The sequence below is a fragment of the Flocculibacter collagenilyticus genome (assembly GCF_016469335.1).
Lineage (GTDB): Bacteria > Pseudomonadota > Gammaproteobacteria > Enterobacterales > Alteromonadaceae > Flocculibacter > Flocculibacter collagenilyticus.
The window spans coordinates 1,341,367-1,364,170 of record NZ_CP059888.1 but is presented as its reverse complement, the minus strand read 5'-3'; the positions used below and the strand labels follow the sequence as shown (position 1 = coordinate 1,364,170).

Here is a 22,804-nt window from a genome sequence, read left to right as displayed (position 1 = left end):
TTATTTTTTTCGTGCCTCTTCATTATTCAAAATACTATCAAATTCCTCCCGTAGTGCTTTATGGCGAGCACTATGTGCTTTAGGGAGGTTCATACCATCAACCACTTTAAATGTTTGCTTTGCTTTGTCGATAAGCGCCTGATTAATCTCTTTCTCATCATTCAAAAGCTGTAAACAGGCTTGAATTAAGTTAAGCGCACTACCAGTATTCATTGGAGCAAATTTTAAAGCGTTTTCAAAATGTTCAATCGCGGTTTTATACTCTTTGTTCTTATATTGCTCTATTCCCGCTTTATTTTCTGCTGTAAATTGCTCAAAGTTTAAAGCAGACTTTTGCTGCGCTTCTTCAATAAGGTTAGTTAATTCGTCAGAAACTTCGCTGTGCTGCTCTTGTAGCTCCTGTAATAACAAATTAGCTTGCTCGTATTCGCCTATGTCCATCATTAATAAAATAGCATCTGGAATAGTATCAATAGGCTCTTCTTCATGCTTTTCTTTATACTCTTCTACAGCTGTTGAATATTTTTTCTTTGCCATAAAGTGCTTGCCGCTAATCCCATCTATTCTCGCCATACACATGGACTCAAACATTCCGTAGTCAAAGTTCTTAAACAAAAACTCATCACGTTTATTGCGCTGTAACGTATGAATCGCCTCTTTTTGATATTGTAATTGCTCTTTTTGAGATTCACTGTGTTCAGAAGCATTAATAATTTTTCTTACATAGCTCATTAAGTCATTAGAGCCATAATTAACTGACCGCTTTGCCATTTCAAAAATACTGCCACAAGCAGACATCGCCAAAGCATAATCTTCATTGTCTTTTGCGATTTCATAAAGCGATGATTGTCGCTCTGTCGAATAAGGAGAAAGCTCAATTGCATGCTTAATGGCTTTTAGGGCTTTGGCAGGTAAGTTTATTGCTAAATAAGCTTTTGCTTGTATGTCGTAAGCTTCAACCAAAAAGCTATTTTGGCTAAGCGCTTCTTCAGCAAGTTCAACAGCGTCTTTGTATTTATGCTGTAATAAGTAAGCTTCTGCTAGTCCAATTAAAGCCCAAGTAACCCGTTTAAATACAAGCTCATCGTTTAACAAAGACTCTACTTCATCGTATCGGCCCACTTTGCAATAAACCTCAGCAAGCAGCTTGCTACAAAACTGTCGGTATCGAGGAAAGTCAACAATTGCCTTTTTGCACTCCTCAATAACTACCTCATAATCTTCATCCATTAATGCTTGGTAGATAGGCTTAAGAGATTGCTTTTTCTTATAAACTTTTTCAACGCGGGATTTTAAAACGTTTTGTGAGAAGGGCTTAATCAAATAATCGTCTGGCTGTCGTTCAACTGCCCCCATCACCATAGGACGAGAACTTTCTCCAGAAACAATAATAAACACACTGTCGGCTTTTAGTAGTTTTTGCTGCTTAAGATCTTCAAGTAACTGACGACCACTTTTTCCAGTACCTAGATTATAATCAACAAATAAAATATCGTACTGTGTTTTTCTACACTTCAATAGTGCAGCTTCACCGGTAGTAGCGAACTCTGACGATTTAGCACCTAAATTATGCAAAATACCTTTTAGCATAAATTGAAATGGGCGCTGATCATCAACGATTAATATTTCTTTATCTTTATAATCAACAAAGTTTGTTGAACCTTTAATTAGCAAAAACGCTCGCCTTTATTCAGTAACGCCAATGGACTTATTTAATATAACGTAACATTAAAGTGTTTGTATGGTAAATAAATAAGCGATAGTGAATTAAAGTAAAATATGAATTTAAACAACGAATAAAACAGAGAACGTCGAAAGAATGGTGGAGGGGGCAGGATTCGAACCTGCGAAGGCGGAGCCGTCAGATTTACAGTCTGATCCCTTTGGCCACTCGGGAACCCCTCCAAAGCGACGGGAGGCATAATACCAAAAAGTTTCGTCGAGTAAAGAGAAAATACTAACTATTTTAATTATTTTGCCGATAAATAGACTTACCACACGCAAAGAGGTCGCTATTTGTGCAGTTAGCTGAAATATTAGTCAATGAAAAGCAATTAGGAAATAAACTCAATCGCTCAATCAATGAAGCGCGAAGAGAAGATTTTGGATTATTGCTATCAATGCTTTCTCAAGATGTATTAGATCAAGCTGTTTTCTCTTTGCCACATGACGACATTGAAGATAACACGTTAACAGAAGATAAGCTGCGGAAGCAGTTTGGTGTAGCGCCCGCAAGAGATTTCTCTACAGCAGAGTCTGATATTGCGCTATTCAATGAAGTATCTAATAGCTTTTTAAAGGATGGTTTATCCTCAGCGAAACTGTTTATGGCAGTTCACCCTCTTCCACTTGCTTTAAAAGATAACCCAAACAAAATCGATAGTGACGTAATTAATAACTGTGAGCTTAGTGTGCGTAAAAAACTTGTCTCTGGGTTGTCAAGTCTGCAAGAAACTGCCATTCTTGATGAAACGGGGCTCTACGAAATTATTCCAAAAGCACAGGCTGCGCTTTCAATGACAGCCTAGCCCCTGTAATTAAAGTTGTTATAAATAATGTTAGCTTTGAGCTAAACAGCCATTCTGATTAGCTTTATTAGCTTTGTTTAGTGGTAGATAATAAATCCTGAACTTCAGACTGCATAGCATCTGATAAGTCCTCTTCAGCTAAATCATTCAACATGCTTTCAGCATTTTCATAGTCGCCAATTTCAATATAAGCGCGTGCTAAATCTAGTTTTGCCCCTGCACCGCCATCAACCGTATCTACATCCAGCGGCTCTTCTTTAGAAATTAAGTCGTCAAACTCATCTAATCCGACTTCAATCTCCACACTATCGTAGGGTTCAAGCTCTTCTTCAGCTTCATCAGACTCATCCAATAACGATGCAATATCCACATAAGGCTCTTCTACCGAGCTAGAGTTTTGCTCTTCCTGTAATTCAAATTCATCAACTAAAGGCTCAATATCTTCAATGTTCTCATCTGCAATATTAACGTCTAATTCAATATCTGGATCTATGGCAGGCTCATTGGCATCCTGACTATCAGAATCAATTTCAGATAAAAGAGCATCAAAATCTACATGTTCAAGCTCGTCTAACTCTTGGGCTTCGTCACTTTCAGGTAAATCTGTTAAAACATCTTCATCAGAAACTGTCTCATCTAGCAGTGCGTTTAAATCTACTGGTAACTCGTCATCGCTTTCAACATCACTTATCCCTGCAACACTCTCATCTTCTGTAGCTTGCTCAGGCTCAGTATTTAGCTCTTCGTTTAAATCAGCATCCAGCTCTGCATCAATGTCTTCTGTTATTTCAAACTCTTGATAATCATCTTCATTCAACAGAGACGCTAAGTCGAGCTCATCTTCATCGGCATCATCTGTTTCTAATATAGGATCTTCTGTATTAAGTTCAGCTTGTTGCTCATGAGGTTCATCTTCAAGCACTTCATTTTCATCAATAGTGAGCTCTGGATATTCATCTAGCTCTGCACTCGGGTGCTCTACTCTAATATCCGCTTCTGAAACTTCAATGTCTTCATCAGGCGAATCAAGCGATACCGCTGAATCCGTAAAGGCATCTTCCTCAGGCGTATCTGTCGTGTCTAACGTTTCTGCCCCTAATAAATCTACTTCTTGTTCAGGTTCATCCAATTCAAGTTCAGGAAGCTCATCGTCCTCTAACGTTAAGTCTTGTGATTCAGCTTCTTCAGGCTCCGCATCACTTTCTGTGGCCTCATCTAAAAGCTCTGTTAACTCTTCTGTAGGCTCTTCCGGAAATTCTTCAACAGGAAGTTCGCCAAGCATTTCATCATCAGCAAGCGGCTCACTTGTTTGTGCTTCTGCTTCTAACGCTTCATCAAGCGCTAACTCTTGTTCTTGAGCCTGCCCTTCTATTTCAAACTCTTCTTGTTCAGGCTCTTCTTGGGCAGGATCTTCAAGCATTAAGTCTTGTGATTCAGCTTCTTCAGGCTCCGCATCACTTTCTGTGGTCTCATCTAAAAGCTCTGTTAACTCTTCTGTAGGCTCTTCCGGAAATTCTTCAACAGGAAGTTCGTCAGGCATTTCATCATCAGCAAGCGGCTCACTTGTTTGTGCTTCTGCTGACTCTGGTGCTTCATCAAGCGCTAACTCTTGTTCTTGAGGCTGCCCTTCTATTTCAAAGTCTTCTTGTTCAGAGTCGTCTTGCACAAACTCTTCTTGTTCAGGCTCTTCTTGGGCAGGATCCTCAAGCGCTAACTCTTGTTCTTGAGCCTGCTCTTCTAATGTTAGGTCTTGCGCTTCAGCTTCTTCTAACTCCGCATCACTTTCTGCGGTCTCTTCTAATAGCTCTGTTAACTCTTCTGTAGGTTCTTCCGGAAATTCTTCAACAGGAAGTTCGTCAGGCATTTCATCATCAGCAAGCGGCTCACTTGTTTGTGCTTCTGCTGACTCTGGTGCTTCATCAAGCGCTAACTCTTGTTCTTGAGCCTGCTCTTCTATTTCAAAGTCTTCTTGTTCAAGTTCTTCTTGGGTAGGATCTTCAAGCGTTAAGTCTTGTGATTCAGCTTCTTCAGGCTCCGCATCACTTTCTGCAGTCTCATCGAAAAGCTCGGCTAGCTCTTCTGCTGTCTCTTCCTCTAAATCTTCAGCAGAAAATTCATCATCAACTAGCGGCTCGCTCGTTTGCGCTTCTGCTTCTAACGCTTCATCAAGCGCTAACTCTTGTTCAGAATCTTCTGGCGTGAGTTCTTCTTGTACAAGCTCTTCTTGTTCAGACTCTTCTTGGGTAGGCTCTTCTAACGTTAAGTCTTGTGATTCAGCTTCTTCTAACTCCGCATCACCTTCTGTAGTCTCATCTAAAAACTCGGTTAACTCTTCTGCTGGCTCTTCTTCTAATTCTTCAATAGAAAATTCATCTGGTATTTCATCATCAACTAGCGACTCACTCGTTTGCGCTTCTGCTTCTAACGCTTCATCAAGCGCTAACTCTTGTTCAGAATCTTCTGGCGCGAGTTCTTCTTGTACAAGCTCTTCTTGTTCAGACTCTTCTTGGGTAGGCTCTTCTAACGTTAAGTCTTGTGATTCAGCTTCTTCTAACTCCGCATCACCTTCTGTAGTCTCATCTAAAAACTCGGTTAACTCTTCTGCTGGCTCTTCTTCTAATTCTTCAATAGAAAATTCATCTGGTATTTCATCATCAACTAGCGGCTCACTCGTTTGCGCTTCTGCTTCTAACGCTTCATCAAGCGCTAACTCTTGTTCAGAATCTTCTGGCGCGAGTTCTTCTTGTACAAGCTCTTCTTGTTCAGACTCTTCTTGGGTAGGATCTTCTAGCGTTAAGTCTTGTGATTCAGCGTCTTCAGGCTCCACATCACCTTCTGAAGTCTCATCTAAAAGCTCGCTTAATTCTTCTGTTGTCTCTTTCTCTAAATCTTCAACAGGAAGTTCGTCAGGCGTTTCAGCATCAGTCACTGACTCACTTGTTTGTGCCTCTTGCGCTTCAGCTTCTTCAGACTCTGCTCCACCTTCGGCTTCCTCACCTAAGTCCAGATCTTGCAGCTCATCCTTACCAATTGTTTCATCAGCGCTCACTTGACTTGTATTTTCAAGCTCTGGCTCTTCCGTCACGTCTTCATCAAGTAAGTCTTTTTCATGAGCGACTTGCTCTTTTACTTCATTACTTGCAGGTTCTTCAGTACTATCGGTTAGCTCTGACTGCGATGCTTGAGTTTGTTCATCTTGCTCAGAAATGATATCTACATCTGTTACCTGTTCATTTTCTAAGCTCGCTATATTTTCCGATTCCTGTAACTCATTGCTTTCTTCAACTTTGGCTTCTTCATCGTCATGAGTATCAGTTTGTGCTTCACTATTTTCAGCTTCATCTATCTCTATATCATCTTCTGAAGTTGATTGAGCATCCAACTCATCAGCATCAATCAAATCTTCAAAATCTAGATTTTCATTTTCAACACCATCAGTTTCATCGAAGATTGCCTCTTCATCTAACTCTTCAACCTCTTCATCATTTTCTGATAGAACCTGGTCAATATCAGTATCTAGAATATCAGCCGCTTCACTCTCAATATCGGACAATTCTTGGATTTCATCTTCTTGCACATCTTCTTCTAGTTGATTGTTATCAGCCGTTTCTTCAAGCAAAGCGTCAATATCATCTAATTCATCACTTTCATCGAGTTCACCTTCTTTCGAGCTTTCTTCCAAGTCAGCTGTATCATCAGAAGTGTCGATATCATGATCTGCCAATTCGTCCATAATTGCATCAACATCATCGATTGCCATTTCTTCATCGCTGGTAGCGATATTAGATGCCTCAACTTCAAGTTGATTATCTGCATCTGGCTCCGAACCTTCAGGTAAGTCTAGCTCGACTTCTTCTAAGCCATCTTCCGTTTCTTCACTAGCTGCTACATCAGCTAATAAATCATCTACATCAAAATCATCGTCTGCTTCAACCGACTCATCTGCGGCTTGGTCAGCTGGCTGCTCGTCGGATTGTGTTTCATCTAATAGCTGATCAATATCTACTTCTTCCGTAGCATCTTCATCATCCGCTGCAACATCACCGTCTACTATATCGCTGTCTTCTCCAGACGCTTCCGCGACTATGTCATCAACGTCTATATTCTCTGAATCCATATCAAGCTCAGCGGCAAAAGCTTCATCATCCAAGTCTAAATCTGTTTCATCAATTTCTTGATTAAGAAGTTCATCTAAATCATCATTTGATAAATTCTCATCTTCATCTGCTTCATCTAGTTTGGATAACTCTTCATCTACTGATAACAGATCGTCTAACTCGCTTTGATCAAGCATGCCATCATGCTCTGGCACTAATTCTTCACTGTCCTCAGTTTCTTCAGCTTCAATATCAGGCACTTCTTCTTCAACTTCTACTTCATCATGTAAAAGTTCATCGTCAGCTGAAGCGTCTTCTTCATAAAGAATATCATCTGGTTCTTCTAACTCGTCACCGTCAATTTGGATAGCATCGTCATCTGGTAAGTCTGTGCCATCGTCAAGAAGATCGTCACCAAACTCTTCTAATGCATCATCCTCTTCTTCTAAATTTAGCCCTTCATCATCATCCAGTGACAATTCATCTGGCTCATCTAAACTTAGCTCTTCATCTAAGGACAGTTCATCCTCAGGTTCGTACATATCGGCACTTTGTTTTGCTTGAGGTTCAAGAACGATCTCTTCCTCTTCTTCTTTTTTATTTCTTAACTTCATAATAATAAAGCCAAGAATTGCAAGAGCCGGGATCGTCCCCACTAAGACCCAAAAAACCGTGCTTTCGGCAATACTTTTCCCTGTATCGGCAAAGTTAAACCCTTTATCTGCTTCTGCTTTGGTTATTTCTAAATCTTCTTTTGTTTGTGCAAGGATTTGCGACTGCATTTCTAACAGTTGAGCCGTTGCTTGCTCATCTTTACTTAATGCATCTTTTAGGAGGGTAATTTCTTCGTTAATGATATTTAGTTTTTCTTTTAGCTGCGCATTTTCTTCTAATACATCTTTTACCGTTGAATACGAACTGCTAAATTCACTTTTAAGAGATTCGAGTTGCTCTGTTTGCTCAGATTGTAACTTTTCTAATTTGTCTGAAAGCTCAGTTTTAGCTTGCTCAATATCAACTTGCTTTGCATTGCTTAGCTTTCTTTCAGCCTCTGAAACACTGCCTGATATATCTTCTCCGCGCAGCTTTCTAGCCCATAAATCGTCGTCTGACTGTGAACGCATTAAGGCGTCGGTAGGATCAATATTTTTAATTTCTTGAATGGTAGGGATGGAAAGGTAACTACCGTCAGACATGTGGTTTAAGTTTTTATCAAGAAAGGCGCCGGGATTTTTCTGATATAAAGCAACCATTACTTGGTAAAGGCTTACACTTGCTTCTGGCCTAACTTTTTGCGCGATATGCCACAAGGTATCTGACGACTTAATTGGCCCGTAAATACGGCCTTGCTCACCGTAGTCAACACCTTTAGGCCCTTTGAGCCGTGTTCCTTCTAACGCATTAGTGTCAAAAGTATTAGCAAAAAGAGTAATTGTAACTATGCTCAACAACAGCAAAAAACGGCGCATCAGCTATCCTAAGAATCCCATGTTATAGTTATTATTTGAAAAAAAGCATTGTCTTGCAAGCCGTATTCCAATTTTAGACTTTATTTACCATTATGGTATGAATTGGTTTGCATTATTTTACGCAATCTCACTATGAGATATTAATTGTATCGGCAGGTAGCCGTGTCACTTGAGCAACACGGCTTAGATATATACATGAATTGTATGAAGTTATAAAAATCGACTTTTAAAAATCATTTAACCATGCCAATTGCTATAACATGTGCTCGTCAATTAACAGCTCAGCAATTTGAATAGCATTCGTTGCTGCGCCCTTTCTCACATTGTCTGATACAACCCATAAATTTATGCCATTTGGATGAGTAATATCGTGGCGTAAACGACCAACATACACATCATCATTTCCACTAGCATCTGTTACCTGCGTCGGAAAATCTTGCTCGTCTTCAATCAATGTTATACCTGGCGCACTATGTAGCGCTGATTTAATACTATCTAAATCAATAGGCATGTTAGTTTCTAAATGAATGGCTTCTCCATGACCATAGAACACAGGCACTCTAACGGCGGTGGCGTTTACTAAAATAGTATCATCAGCCAGTATTTTTTGTGTTTCCCACACCATTTTCATTTCTTCTTTGGTGTAGCCATTGTCTTGGAATGCATCAATTTGAGGAATACAGTTAAAGGCAATTTGTTTACTAAAGGCACTTGTCTCTAGTGGACGTGCGTTCATTAAGCTAGCCGTTTGTTTTGCCAACTCATCCATCGCTTTTTTGCCCGCACCAGATACTGATTGATACGTAGAAACATTAATGCGGTTAATCCCCGCTAGGTCATGAATCGGTTTTAACGCCACCATCATTTGAATGGTAGAGCAGTTTGGATTAGCAATAATGTTACGATTTCTAAAGTCTGCCAATGCTTGTGGATTTACTTCAGGCACAACAAGTGGGATATCTGGCTCATATCGGTAATGTGACGTGTTATCTATAACAATACATCCCGCTTCAGCGGCAATCGGGGCAAACTTAGCTGAGACATCTCCGCCTGCCGAAAAAAAGCCAAAATGTGCATTGGTCCATTCAAATGTTTCTGCGTCGATGACTTCTATTTCTTCACCATTAAAAAATACGGTTTCACCTGCAGAACGACTACTTGCCAGAGGGTATAATTTGTTAATAGGAAACTTTCGCTCCGCTAATAACTCGATTATCGTTTGCCCTACCAAGCCAGTGGCTCCCAATACCGCCACATCAAATAGTCGTGACATTCATTTCTCCTATTAATTTTGTGAAAAACCCAATTGCATTAATTGGTTTATAAGTAATTTATTGTTAGGTTCAACAGCAATATTTGTAGCACTAAACTCTCTGCGAACAGGATAGTTTTTGCGTAACCAATCAAACCCTTCGCCATTAATATAAAATCGGAACAAATTATCGTCTCGTCTAACATCGTACACACTATGCACTAAACGAGTTAACTGCGACTGATCGAGTATTTTTTCTAAGCCGGTTTGGCTTAACACTGTTGTTCCTGAACCATTAAGCGTTATAGTATTAAAAAAGTCAGAAGGAAGAAATTCTTTTAACGCTTTTTTAATTTTCACGTTCAGTGTATTACATACAGCTTGGTACAGATATTCTGTGCCGCGAGTTTTTCCTTCTAAGCTATACCCAGCAATATGTGCGGTGGCAATATCAGTATGTGGAATTAATGCCTCTAAAATATTAGGCTCATTTTCCCATACATCTAGCACTAGCCCCCCAAGCATTCCTTTTTTTCTGGCATTCAATAGCGCTTTATTATCAATCACTTCACCACGAGAAGCATTAATTATCATCGCGTCACGTTTAAGTTGTAAAAGCCTATCAGAGTCTAATAAGTGATATGTTGGATGGTCACCGCTTTTTGTTAATGGTACATGGAAAGTCACAACATCCGATTCAGCTAACAACTTTTCGTAGCTAACATAGTTAACATTGCTAATATCACCAATGGTATCGTTTGTTTGATTAGTACTTGGCTTTTTAGTGTCAGTTCGCTGCTTAAATGGATCACACACCAGCGTTCGAATACCCAACGCGTCAAGCTTGGTCTTTAATCGACTACCAATATTTCCTAACCCAACAATACCCACTGTAAGATTATACAGATTACGTTGGTATTTATTGCACAACACCAACAAACTACTGATTACATAATCCGCAACCCCCATCGCGTTACAGCCAGGTGCGTTGGTAAAAGTAATATTTCTAGACTGTAAGTAAGGTTGGTCAATATGATCTACACCAATTGTCGCAGTGCCAACAAACTTAATCTTTTTGTTTAAGCTAAGTAAGGCTTCATCAACTTTGGTGATGGATCTTACTAACAATATATCTGCATCCTTAACTTGCTCTGCGGTAACTGTGCGCCCATTAAACGCAGTTAATTGCCCAAGTTCAGAAAAAAACGCTTCCACATAAGGCATGTTTTCATCATAAAAAATGTTCATTTCTGACAATATCTTATCCGTGCAAATTAATTTGTTGGAATTGTAACTGATTTTAGATTCAAATTGGAAAGCCAGCACGTCTAAACCATTTTTATATTCTCGTTTGAATACATACCGCTACATGATTGTTCAGTAAGGTATGTTCATGCTGCAAGTCACAGCCCACTTATCTAGTACAATATATAGTGTTTATTTTTCCTGTTAACATTGATATTTAGCCAAAGTGCGACTAATTTTTGCGAGACCACTACGCTCTTTTCCTACCTTGATGGACAAAAATTATGAGACACTTTTTATTAGTAGTCGCGCTTTTTACATTCCTTACTTCAACATCTGTACTTGCCAAGACGGTCGCATTTAAAGCCAGTATTCTTCACTTTAAGTCTAACCCTGCTTTAGCATCAACGCTTGAGGATAGTTACGAGTACTTCCAAGATGGCATACTCATTATTAAAGATGGAAAGGTACATAAAGTGGGGAGCGCAAGCGAACTATCTACTGCATTAAAAAATATAGATGTTGTTGACTATAGCGGTAAGTTAATTATCCCAGGCTTCATCGATACACATATTCACTACCCACAAACTGAAATGATAGCGGCTTTTGGTGAACAGCTTTTAGATTGGCTTAAAAAGTATACGTTTCCAACTGAAAAGCAATTTGCAGATAAAGCATACGCCAAGAAAATATCAAATGTTTTCCTACACCAGATGTTGAGCAATGGCACAACATCTGCGCTTATTTTTGGTACTGTACACCCTCAATCTGTAAATGTACTTTTTGAACAAGCTTATGACAAAAACATGCGGATTATTGCAGGTAAAGTGATGATGGATCGCAATGCCCCTGAATACCTGCAAGACACCGCCCTCAGTAGTTATAACGATTCTAAACGCTTAATTAAAGATTGGCATAACAAAGGACGGCTTCACTACGCTATTACGCCTAGGTTTGCTCCAACGTCCACTCCAGAACAGCTTGAGCAGGCAGGTAAATTAAAGAAAGAATTTCCTGATACATGGGTTCATACACATCTATCAGAAAATAAAGGTGAGATTGCATGGGTAAAAGAATTATTCCCCGATAGAAAAAGCTATACCGATGTATATGACTTTTATAATTTAACCAGCTCTCGCTCTATTTTTGCACATAGTATTCACCTAGATGATGAAGAAATTCAAACTCTTGCTAAAACTAAATCGTCTATCGCGTTTTGCCCTACTTCTAACCTTTTTCTGGGCAGTGGCTTATTCAAACTTAAAACGGCTAGAGAGGCCGGCATTCGCGTCGGATTGGGCACTGATGTAGGCGCAGGCACCAGCTTTTCAATGCTAGAAACATTAAATGAGGCTTATAAAATCATTCAGCTGCAAAACCAAAAGTTTTCAGCATTTGAAGGCTTCTACTTGGCAACATTAGGTGGGGCTGAATCACTTAGCTTAGATGACAGCATTGGTAATTTTTTAAATAACAAAGAAGCTGACTTTATTGTGATGGATTGGGCAGGTACGCCTTTTCAGGAGTATAGAATGTCGAAAGCTAGTTCACTACACGAAAAACTATTTGTATTAATGATGCTTGGCGACAACCGTAATATTCATGCAACTTATGTTATGGGTGAAGAAGTATTTAACCGGAATATGAAGCACCCTGTCATGGATTTAATTAATAATCAAAACTAACAAGGCGTGAAATACCGTTCGCTTTACGCGAACGGTAACAACCTAATTGCGATTACGCTTTATATTTTTGCAGTACTAAAGTTGCGTTAGTGCCACCAAAACCAAAACTATTCGACATCACTGTATTTAGCTCTGTATCACGCTTTTCAGTCACGATATCCATGCCTTGCGCTGCTTCATCTAGCTCTTCAACATTAATGGAAGGGGCGATAAAATTATTTTCCATCATCAATAATGAATAAATGGCTTCATGTACGCCCGCTGCACCCAATGCATGCCCAGTCATTGCTTTAGTTGCACTAATGGCTGGTATATTCGAGCCAAACACTTCTTTAATACCTTGCAGCTCTTTTACATCGCCAACAGGCGTTGATGTACCGTGCGTATTTAAATAATCAATTGGTGCGTCAACATTGCTCATTGCCATTTGCATGCAACGCATCGCGCCTTCTCCGCTAGGTGCAACCATATCAAAGCCATCTGATGTTGCGCCGTAGCCTACAATTTCTGCATATATTTTAGCGCCACGTGCCAGTGCATGTTCTAGCTCTTCCACTACAACCATACCGCCGCCACCAGAAATAACAAAGCCATCGCGGTTAGCATCATAGGTTCTAGAGGCTTTTGCTGGCGTTTCGTTATACTTACTTGAAAGTGCGCCCATTGCATCGAACATCATGGCTAAAGTCCAATCTACTTCTTCACCACCACCAGCAAAAATAATATCTTGTTTACCTAATTGTATTTGCTCAACCGCGTGTCCAATACAATGTGCACTTGTGGCACAAGCAGAGCTAATTGAGTAATTAACCCCTTTAATTTTAAACGGTGTCGCCAAACAAGCAGACAGCGTACTCGACATGGTTTTTGGTACCGCATAAGGCCCCACACGCTTCACGCCTTTTTCTCTTAAAATATCGGCTGAAATAACGGTATTTGCCGACGACGCTCCACCAGAGCCAGCAACGATACCCGTTCTAGGGTTAGACACTAATTCTTCCGTTAAACCACTGTCATCAATTGCTTGTTGCATTGAAATGTAACCGTACGCCGATGCGTCCCCCATAAAGCGCATTGCTTTGCGGTCAACATGCTCTTTAGGCTCTATATCTATATCGCCCCACACTTGGCTGCGCAATTTCATATCCACAAATTGTTCAGATTTTGTAATACCAGAGCGGCCTTCTTTTAATGCAGCAAGCACTTCATCTTTATTGTTACCAATGCTTGATACTATACCTAGTCCTGTAATTACAGCTCTTTTCATGGGGGTTCCTCAATTTAAAACGGGTTTAAATAAATGTAATATGGCGCTATTGTACGGCAATAAAATTTTCAACTGGTCAGATTTCAGCTTACAAGTGTAAGCTAATTTATTTTTTATTATAAAATCTGTTGCTTAGGCCATTTTATTCACATCAAAATGATAGCCTATTTGCCTAATAAACAAACTATCTCATTCTATACTTTTTCGCTATGAAAGCGTTGTGGTATATACTAGCGGCTTAGTCTATTTCTCACCGAATTTATTCGTTAAAAATGCAAGTGTAATCAATTTATGAGTTCATCAATTAAAACTGCCCAAATCCACTTTAATGAAGAAGGTACGCCTGTTGCAGATCACTTTGATGATATTTATTACTCTAATGCCGATGGGTTAGCAGAGTCCAACTACGTGTTCATTCAAAATAATGATATTGAACAACGTTTATCTGAACAACAAGCTGACAGCTTTGTTATTGCTGAGTCAGGCTTTGGTACAGGGCTAAACTTTTTACTTACGTGGCAACTATTTGATCAACTTCGCGAAAAAAATCGCTCAACAGTAAACACTCTACACTTTATTTCTTTCGAAAAATATCCTCTAACGCCAGAAGATTTAGTTAAAGCACTGAATAATTGGCCCCATTTAAAAAAATACAGCGATGAATTAACGTGTAAATACCCCCTTGCGCTTCCCGGTTGCCATCGAATTACACTAGCAAACGGTCGCGTGATTCTCGACCTATGGTTCGGCGATATTGAAGACTCAGTTAAACAGATAGCTGTTAATCAGTCAGGCTTAGTAGATGCTTGGTATCTAGATGGATTTGCGCCCAGTAAAAACCCAGATATGTGGTCTACCAACTTATTTAATGCCATGTCGAAACTTGGTAAACCTCACAGTACATTTGCTACCTTTACCGCAGCAGGTTTTGTGCGAAGAGGCTTACAAGAAGCCGGTTACGAAGTAACAAAAATCAAAGGCTGGGGGTATAAGCGAGAAAGTTTACGCGGCTCGTTAAACAATAAAATAGACTACCAAAGTGCGCCTGATTGCTATTATCGCAACTCATTAACGCCTAGGCTGAATACTCAACCGCATCACGTTGCCATTATTGGTGGTGGTATTGCATCAGCTTGCTTAGCTTACTCGTTAGCGCAAAAAAACATTAGCTCAACCATTTATTGTAAAGACAACGAGCTAGCTAAAGGCGCATCAAGTAACCGTCAGGGCGCGCTTTACCCTTTATTACAGTCAGACTTTAGTATTCTTAGTCAGTTTTATGCACATAGTTACTTGTACGCTAATCGTTATTATCGAGATTTAGCCAAAAACGAAATGTTTTCACACGACTGGTGTGGGGTACTACAAGTTGGTTTTAATGATAAAACACGGTTTAAATATCAAAACATCGCACAAAGTAACGTATGGCCGAAAGGTTTTATCGACTGCCTCTCTCCCGAATCTGCAGCAACGATCGCCAATATTCCATTAAACTATTCTGGCTTATTTTTCCCGCAAGGAGGATGGATAAACCCAACCTCGTTAACGCACGCTTTAATTTCTGCTGCAAAAAAATTAGTGAACGTAACAATTAAGCTTAATCATAAAGTTACTGATATTCACAATCAGAAAAACAAAGCTGAAGAGGACTGTGACCCTAATGTGAACCCTAACGATTCATACTGGACGCTAAAGATAGCTGAACACCCTTCGTTAGGTAAAACACAACTCACCTGTAACGAAAGTACAATTATTCTTGCTAGCGGCCACCTCTCTAGTCAGTTTGCAATCAGTAACGCAATGCCTTTTCAACCTGTCAGAGGTCAAGTAAGCCATGTAGTGCCAACAACTTTATCTGAAAACTTAGCGACAGTGCTTTGCTATAAAGGTTACATGACCCCTGCATATATGGGAGCGCATTGCGTAGGTGCTACGTTTAATAAAGATAACGAATCAACCGAAACTAAATTAACAGATGATGAGTATAATATAACGACGCTACAGTCTTGTTTTGAAAAACACGAGTGGGCAAATAGTTTAACTGAAATTCATAGTGCTAATGCAGCAATTCGCTGTACAACACCTGATCATCTCCCCATTGTTGGGGCAGTGCCTAACTTTGCGCAACTTGAATCAAGCTACCATGATATTTGGAAAGGACTACCACACAAGCGTTACTCTACAGATTGCGATTACCCAAATCTGTTTATCTTTGCAGGTTTAGGTGCGCGTGGCTTATGTTCCGCACCACTGTTAGCAGACATGCTAGCTCACCAACTATGTAACCAGCCACTACCATTACCACAACATTTACTTGATGCGCTTCACCCTGCCAGATATAAAATTAAAGCCATGGTGCGCAAAGAGCACTTGTAGCGAAAATTGACTTTCACTAGCTTTTAACAAACGTTAGGCTGACGCTGTACTACCAAATAGGTATTAATCAACCATACTTATTGAAAAATGAGTTAGCTGTTTTGCAAGACCTCGATGGTCTAAACCTCTTATGAAGAAATTCACAAGAAATAGCACTTAACTGAATGGCAGAAAGATGATAAGCATCGAACAAAGTAAAATGGAAGTTCATAAGGTTAATACAGATGTTGTAGAAAGCACTAACCCTAAGGTTGTTGCTATCTTTTCATATGATGTAACTCAACAGGCCATTGCCTCTATTTTATTTTCTCTTGCCTTAAAAAGAGAAGGGAAACGCGTATATTTAAATAACCTTGAAGATCATGTTATTTTTCCTTTAATTGCACCGTACGATAAGCAGCCAGATTTTCTTGTACTCAATAGCCCAGTCAATTGCCTCAAATCAAGGCTAGCAACACTAGAGTGCGCAACCTCAAAGATTCTATTTGCTAAAACTGAAAGTGAAGTTAGCTTTTTAACTCAAGCCCCCTTACAAACAAAGTGTCGAATGCACTTCGCTTCCATAGACTCTCCCAACCAAACTCATGAGGAGAAATTATTTAAAGCCATCAAATGTAAACTGGAACCACAATTTAAATTAAATTATCTTGGAAACCTAAATAACAATCAGAATGTCAGCAAACTAATAAACAGTGGATACCAACTAACTTTAGTGGATCCCGCTGTTGCTCAATACCTTTCAATAGCACAAAAATTCATAGTGGCCTCATCTTCACCTTCGTAACGCTCACAAAGTACCAGCTTTCGAATGTGCGATTTAGCACCACATACTCACTTAACCATTTGAATAACAACCCTTCGGTTTTTCTGTCTGCCAAGCACATTCTCATTGGATGCGGCGTGACGCTTTTCACCGAGCGCTTCTACCGATATACGAGACTCATCTACGCCATTTTTCACAAAAAAGTCTTTCACTACTTTTCCGCGCGCTTTTGATACCTGCATGTTTTTCCAGCGCCCACCGTAACTGTCGGTATACGCTTTTATCGAGATGCGCTGAATATTAGGATCGTACTTTAAGTACTCGCCTATCATTGCTAGGCGTTTCTCCGACTCTTTTGTTAATTCACTTCCGCCAAATTCATAGGTAAGCACGGTATAAGCAATGTCATCAAAGCTATAACGCAACAAATTATTATTGCACTGTAAAAATGCATAATAAGAAGGCTTAAATTGAGTTGACGACAAACCAACTGCTACTTTGTCGTAATCGTTGTACCAATCTTGATAATAAAAAGTAGGGATATTTCCTTTTTCTAGCTCGGTTAATAATGTCCATGCTTCTTTCATCGGCAAGTCACTATTAAATTGTTTGCGTAATTTCATCTCTGTGATGTTTTTTGTCAGCACACCGGGCTTCCAAGCAGGGGCTATAGATTTAACCGCGGCAAGCTCATAACTGTCAGGCATACGCAACATATCAAGCTCAAAATATAAATCTTGTTCTTTACCTGCAATGGTAGAAAAGATAGCTTCGCCATAATTTGGAATGGTATGCCTAAGCTCGCATTGCAATCTTCCGTCTGAGTTAGTTTGCCATACTGAATTTTCAATAGTGGCAGAATAGCGCCGAATCGCTGCATTTGCATCGCAGCCTATCGCACTTAGTAATATACCGACTATTAATAAATAAATTCTCATCATACTCATGTTACTTTCAGTAATACTTTTATTTGTTTACACAATCATTAAATTCCGCAAACCGATAACGTTTCGGTCAATTATTTGTCACCCATTACATGATGAATGAATATTGACACCCTTTTGTTATTTTATCTGCAAAATTTACACCAAGGTAAATCTTTCACCGCTTTTATGCACTTCCACTATAAATTCTTGCTGGTTTATTTAAAACACGAAAGACATAAAAACAGATATCTGAGATAATGCGCAGCCGAAAAAGAGTCATCGAAATTAATTAAAGTGTAGGCAATGGCAGAAAAAGATAAAACAGAGTTTGCGAAGCGTTTCAGAGGATATTTTCCTGTAGTCATTGATGTAGAAACCGCTGGGTTTAATGCGAAAACAGATGCACTGCTAGAAATTGCAGTAATTACATTAAAGCTTGATGAGCATGGCGACTTTCACCCTCATAAAAAAATACACTTTCATGTTGAACCTTTTGAGGGAGCTAACATTGAGCAAGCCGCCATTGAATTTAACGGTATTGATCCTTTCTCGGCACTTCGCGGTGCAGTAGATGAAAAAACAATGGTAAAAGAGATTTGCAAACTGGTTCGTCAAGAACAAAAGTCTGCGGGCTGCCAGCGCTCAGTCATAGTGGCACACAATGCTGCATTTGATCATGGCTTTTTAACTGCTGCAATAGAGCGTACTAACTACAAGCGCTCGCCATTTCATCCCTTTGTTAGCTTCGACACCACTACATTGGCTGCATTAGTGCTCGGTCAAACTGTGCTAGCAAAAGCGTGCCGAACGGCAGGTATTCCATTCGACAATAAAGAAGCGCATTCAGCGTTATACGATACTGAAAGAACTGCTGAGCTGTTCTGCCATATGGTGAACAAGTGGCGTATGTTGGGTGGTTGGCCTCTTCCAGAAACAGGTTTAGAGGACGAAATAAATGAGAGAGAAAACGGCCCAGGTAATACCGAGACTACAGAGCAAAATAACACATAAAGGTGCGCTTTAGTTATATACTCGTAATAACTAAAGCGTTACTCTTCCCTGCTTTTTATGGTGTGGATTAAATCATCCAGCTGCTTAGCCAGTGCTTTTGCATCATTAATCAGCACCATTCTGCTATCATAGTTGGCATCTATTAGCGCCAATATTTTATTTTCTTGTTCTTCTGATAATTGAAGCTCAGGAAAAGCGCGCTCTATTTGCTCATGAATATTGCTAATTTGCCAATCGTCAGGGTTTTCATTGTTCGACAAGTTTTGCTCTATGTCAGACAACAAACTTTGTAGCCATGGTAAGAGTATATTAGTGCTTGAAACAGGGAAAAGTACTTCACCTCTATTAGATTTAGGCGCTTTTCTAACTAAACCTAGCAACTCTAATTTCAAGTTTACATATTCTGTCATAGCCAATAGCACTGTTTTTAGCTGTTCGCTTTCCTGTTCGTTTTCAGGCATGTTTTTCACCAACACGCTGACTCTATTAATATTTATAAACAAACGACGTTGATGCGAATGTATCGTTTCTTCCATTAAAGCGATACGATCTAACAGCTCTGTTTCTAAGGCAGAGGTCTCGCCACTGGTTGATTTATTTACGACTCCCGCTTTAGCTCTGCACTGCACTGAGCAGTTCAATTGCAAACGGTTAAAGCAGTCTAATATTAGCGATATATTTTCAACTACAGGAAGCAGCTTACTATCTACCTTTTCATCAATGCCACTTTGTGCTTTCGATGCGCTATTCGTACTTTCATATTGAATATTAGCGTGCGCTAACGCATCTTCTATTTGCTCTAATAGTGAATCGGGTTTGAATGGCTTAATAATATAATCACTACCTCCAACTTGGTAGCCTTCAATAATTTCATCGATGCCATCGTTCGCCGACAAAAATAATACGACCAGTTCGGGTAAGTCTTGCTTGAGTTTTTTACATAACTCGTAGCCATCCATTTCTGGCATCATAACATCAAGTATTGCTAAATCTGGTGTTTGCTGCTCAGCCATTTTTAGCGCCATTTCCCCACTGGTTGCTGCAGTAATTTGAAAATCTGCTTTCAAAAATTGAACTAACAATTGTAAATCTTGTGGCGTGTCGTCTACTACAAGCAACTTAGGTTTATTCATTGTACATTCCTATTTTCTAGCTTATTTGAAATGTCCTTAATGTATTGTTCAACACCAGTATAGTTAAAAGTTTGAAAAGCAGAGTCCAGCCGCTGCCCATCTTCTTCTATTTCTGTACCACTTAATAAACGGTGTAAAGTACCGATACTCTCTTCTGCCACCGCTAAATCTGAATAAATAGCGCTCTGGATAACAGTTAAAAGTGAGGTAATTTCGTTTGCATCAACACGCTTATTTTTTTCTTTTTTATCAATATATTGACTATTTAGTTGATGCTTTGTTATCAGGTCAATATCGCTAAATGCCTTATTTAGCTGCATCGCCAACTCTTCATGTAAGCAACTCACATCAGTGAACGCATTTTGTTTGACTTGCTTTTCTAGCTTAGCTGCGCAGTGCGACAGCCACTCTGCGCCAATATTTGCAGCACTCCCCTTCAAGCTATGAGCAAGGCGAATAACTTCATCTAGCTGTTTACTTTTTAATGCTTCATTAAATTCAATGGAAAAGTTTTGATACTGATTTTTAAACATTTTCAATATTTTATATAGAAGATCAGTGGAGTGATTAACGCGTTTAAGTGCCTCATCCAACTCCCAGCCGCTTAAATATTCAAAATGCTGATCTGTTTTGATTGAGCTTTTTTCTTCTTTACTTGCAGATTCGCACTTTTCTTGTTGGTCTGAAATCTGCTCAATATATTTAGATATTGTTTTAAGCAGATGTTCTGGATCTATTGGCTTGGTTATATGCTCATTCATCCCTGCACTAACACTTTTTTGCTTGTCTTCTTCTGTCGCGTGAGCTGTCATTGCAAAAATGGGTAATTTTTCATATTGCTCTCCTAGCGCCCTAATTTCTGCCGCAGCAGATAAACCATCCTTTATTGGCATTTGAATATCCATCAATATTAAGTCATAGATACCTTGTTGAGCCTGCTGTACACCTTCTAGACCATTATTTGCAATTGTTACTTCAAAACCCGCATCATGTAATAGCGCTTCAGCAACCATCTGATTCACTACATTGTCTTCAACAAGTAGCACATGCCTTCCATAAAACTTGTGTTTCTCATCTAACTCTCGATAGCGTTTACCCGCATTCTCCTGCGAAAGTAGTTTTAGCATATTTTGAAATTCACCTTGCCGGATTGGCTTGCTTACAGAAAAGTAATGCGTGCTCGAGTCATATTGATGCTCAATACACTGTATAACAACTAGCTTACTCAGCTTAGCGATTGACGAGAGTAAACTTTCCTTTTCCTCCTCATATTTGGCATCCTGTTTTATATAATCAACTAGTACAAGGCTCCTTTCTAGCTCTTGCTTGTTGTCGATGCTCTTTAAGTAATGATGAATGTCTTCAACCTGACTCAGTTCAATAAACTTCTTATCTATTCCAGCCTGCCAAGCATTCAATAGCTCTATGGTATAAGCTCGGCGCACTGGGTGGTTAATGCATAGAACAACCCGGTTAACTGATGCTAAGATGGGTATTTGCGGTATCGCGTTTTCTATAACCACTTTCAGCGGTAGCAACACACTAAATGTTGTGCCTTGATCAATTTCACTATCAACTTCTATCCTTCCATTCATCAACGCAACCAGTTTTTCACATATATTTAAGCCTAATCCTGTTCCACCGTATTTACGGGTAGTTGATTGGTCGGCTTGCGTAAATTTTTCAAAAATAATTGTGACCTGCTCCTGTGTCATACCTATCCCACTATCAATCACTTCAACAACAAACTGAGAGTCAACCATTTTTGCTTTTACAATCACTTCCCCGGTACTGGTAAACTTCATTGCATTTGATAAAAAGTTGGTAATAATTTGCTGTATTCTTGTTGGATCACCAAGTAGTTGATTAGGTAACAAGGGCGATAAGTAACTAACCAGCTCTACACCTTTCGTATTCGCATCTGTTACAAATGGAGCGATGGTATTTTCTAATAGCACCGTGGGATTGAAAGGTATTTCTTCAAGCTGAAGCTGATCTTCTTCCAGTTTTGAAAAGTCGAGAATATCGTTGATGATAAACAGCAGTAATTTGCCTGACTCGGTAGCCGTTTGAATTAGCTTTTGCTGTTGCTCAGTTAATGATGTTGACTCTAATATGCGCAGCATGCCCAACACACCGTTCATTGGCGTGCGAAGTTCATGGCTCATGTTCGCTAAAAAATCCGTTTTTGCTCTGGCATGCGCCACGGCTTGGTCTCTTGCAATGACTAGCTCTGTGGTACGGGAAGCCACTTTATCTTCCAAGCTTTGAGCCAAAGTTTTTAATTCATTGTTTGATTTAAATAACTCAAGTGACTTACTTTCTAGTAATTCCTCTGCTTCTTTTCGTGCTTTTTTCTCTCGCGCTAAGCGCCGCTCTAAACGTGCCAGTTGTTCATCCATTGTCGTTAATCTTGCTTATGCAAAATAAACTTTACACGGCAAACATCTTCAGTTGAGTAATCTTCTCGATGAATAGTAAAACTTTCGTTGTAGTGGGCAGATGTGCCCACTATCAATCCCTCTGCTAAATCGGCAAAACCTCGCTTTGATTCATAGTGCAGCTCAAATTTATCAGGGTTTGAATCATCATAAGTAAACTTTGGAAGTTCAGCATCAGGATAGAGTTTGGCAACTTCAACATGAATATGGTTGTCTACTATTTTTAAAAAATCTAACGTATTTGCGCATTCAGCAAAAAAATCAGGATATTTTTTATAAAAGATGCGCGCTAAATGCTGGCCAAAGGTGAATGTTAGTTTATCTACAGGGATATTTACTTTGTCACTTAAATTTTTAACCAGCGTTACCAGTTCGCTGTGATCATATGTTCCTACCGCCGTATATGCTCCGCCCGATGGTAATGCAGACTCTTCAATAATAAAGTCGGCAACATCGTCACCGAACGTATCCTCAACCATTTCTATAAATTCACTGAATACCAAGCCTTTCATAAGAAGCCTTATAATATACGCGCTAAAAGATAGGGTAACCTTTGTTATAGAATAAGAGTATGGTCTTTTCAATGAATAGCAGTGGTTCTCAGAAGATTT

General features: G+C 39.5%; 14 protein-coding genes and 1 tRNA gene. 5 read left to right on the top strand and 10 right to left on the bottom strand.

The window, feature by feature from the left end; all coding sequences use genetic code 11:
• A complete protein-coding gene (locus HUU81_RS05955; protein WP_199611347.1) occupies positions 1-1,674 on the bottom strand; it encodes a response regulator in 1,674 nt (557 codons plus the stop codon).
• A gap of 146 nt (positions 1,675-1,820) precedes the next feature.
• Positions 1,821-1,905 (bottom strand) — tRNA-Tyr (locus HUU81_RS05950).
• A gap of 113 nt (positions 1,906-2,018) precedes the next feature.
• On the opposite strand from HUU81_RS05950, the gene HUU81_RS05945 reads away from it, so the two are divergent.
• A complete protein-coding gene (locus HUU81_RS05945) occupies positions 2,019-2,528 on the top strand; it encodes a VC2046/SO_2500 family protein (RefSeq protein ID WP_199611346.1) in 510 nt (169 codons plus the stop codon).
• 67 nt (positions 2,529-2,595) lie between these two features.
• On the opposite strand, the gene HUU81_RS05940 is transcribed toward HUU81_RS05945, so the two are convergent.
• The 3 genes from HUU81_RS05940 to HUU81_RS05930 form a co-directional block, all read right to left on the bottom strand.
• Complete coding sequence (locus HUU81_RS05940) at positions 2,596-8,094, bottom strand: FimV/HubP family polar landmark protein (protein ID WP_199611345.1); 5,499 nt, start codon at positions 8,092-8,094, stop codon at positions 2,596-2,598.
• Between the two features lie 253 nt (positions 8,095-8,347).
• Positions 8,348-9,367 (bottom strand): aspartate-semialdehyde dehydrogenase, encoded by a 1,020-nt coding sequence (locus HUU81_RS05935; protein WP_199611344.1) that lies wholly within the window; start codon positions 9,365-9,367, stop codon positions 8,348-8,350.
• Positions 9,368-9,379: 12 nt separating this feature from the next.
• Positions 9,380-10,594, bottom strand: coding sequence for a 4-phosphoerythronate dehydrogenase (locus tag HUU81_RS05930; protein WP_199611343.1), 1,215 nt, complete (start codon positions 10,592-10,594; stop codon positions 9,380-9,382).
• A 281-nt stretch (positions 10,595-10,875) separates the two neighbouring features.
• Here HUU81_RS05930 and guaD point away from each other — a divergent pair, with 281 nt between their 5' ends.
• Entirely contained in the window at positions 10,876-12,276 is a 1,401-nt protein-coding gene (guaD, locus tag HUU81_RS05925; RefSeq protein WP_199611342.1) for a guanine deaminase, read from the top strand.
• 52 nt (positions 12,277-12,328) lie between these two features.
• Here the strand turns inward: guaD and fabB are convergent, their stop codons facing one another.
• A complete protein-coding gene (gene fabB, locus HUU81_RS05920; protein ID WP_199611341.1) occupies positions 12,329-13,543 on the bottom strand; it encodes a beta-ketoacyl-ACP synthase I in 1,215 nt (404 codons plus the stop codon).
• A gap of 291 nt (positions 13,544-13,834) precedes the next feature.
• Between fabB and mnmC the strand changes: the two genes are divergently transcribed.
• Positions 13,835-15,919 carry a bifunctional tRNA (5-methylaminomethyl-2-thiouridine)(34)-methyltransferase MnmD/FAD-dependent 5-carboxymethylaminomethyl-2-thiouridine(34) oxidoreductase MnmC gene (mnmC, locus tag HUU81_RS05915; RefSeq protein WP_199611340.1) on the top strand — a complete coding sequence of 695 codons (2,085 nt, stop codon included), beginning with the start codon at positions 13,835-13,837 and terminating at the stop codon, positions 15,917-15,919.
• A gap of 175 nt (positions 15,920-16,094) precedes the next feature.
• Positions 16,095-16,703 (top strand): hypothetical protein, encoded by a 609-nt coding sequence (locus tag HUU81_RS05910; protein ID WP_199611339.1) that lies wholly within the window; start codon positions 16,095-16,097, stop codon positions 16,701-16,703.
• 47 nt (positions 16,704-16,750) lie between these two features.
• Here the strand turns inward: HUU81_RS05910 and HUU81_RS05905 are convergent, their stop codons facing one another.
• On the bottom strand, positions 16,751-17,620 hold the full coding sequence (locus HUU81_RS05905) for a flagellar protein MotY (protein WP_199611973.1): 870 nt from the start codon (positions 17,618-17,620) through the stop codon (positions 16,751-16,753).
• A gap of 291 nt (positions 17,621-17,911) precedes the next feature.
• Between HUU81_RS05905 and rnt the strand changes: the two genes are divergently transcribed.
• On the top strand, positions 17,912-18,619 hold the full coding sequence (gene rnt / locus HUU81_RS05900; protein WP_199611338.1) for a ribonuclease T: 708 nt from the start codon (positions 17,912-17,914) through the stop codon (positions 18,617-18,619).
• Between the two features lie 38 nt (positions 18,620-18,657).
• Here the strand turns inward: rnt and HUU81_RS05895 are convergent, their stop codons facing one another.
• Genes HUU81_RS05895 through HUU81_RS05885 form a run of 3 tightly spaced genes read right to left on the bottom strand, consistent with a single transcriptional unit; the run spans position 18,658 to position 22,705 of the window.
• Positions 18,658-19,752, bottom strand: a complete 1,095-nt coding sequence (locus HUU81_RS05895; RefSeq protein ID WP_199611337.1) for a response regulator — start codon at positions 19,750-19,752, stop codon at positions 18,658-18,660.
• A complete protein-coding gene (locus tag HUU81_RS05890) occupies positions 19,749-22,154 on the bottom strand; it encodes an ATP-binding protein (protein ID WP_199611336.1) in 2,406 nt (801 codons plus the stop codon). The genes HUU81_RS05895 and HUU81_RS05890 overlap by 4 nt, the downstream gene beginning before the upstream one ends.
• A 5-nt stretch (positions 22,155-22,159) precedes the next feature.
• Positions 22,160-22,705 carry a heme NO-binding domain-containing protein gene (locus HUU81_RS05885; protein ID WP_199611335.1) on the bottom strand — a complete coding sequence of 182 codons (546 nt, stop codon included), beginning with the start codon at positions 22,703-22,705 and terminating at the stop codon, positions 22,160-22,162.
• Positions 22,706-22,804 lie beyond the last annotated feature (99 nt).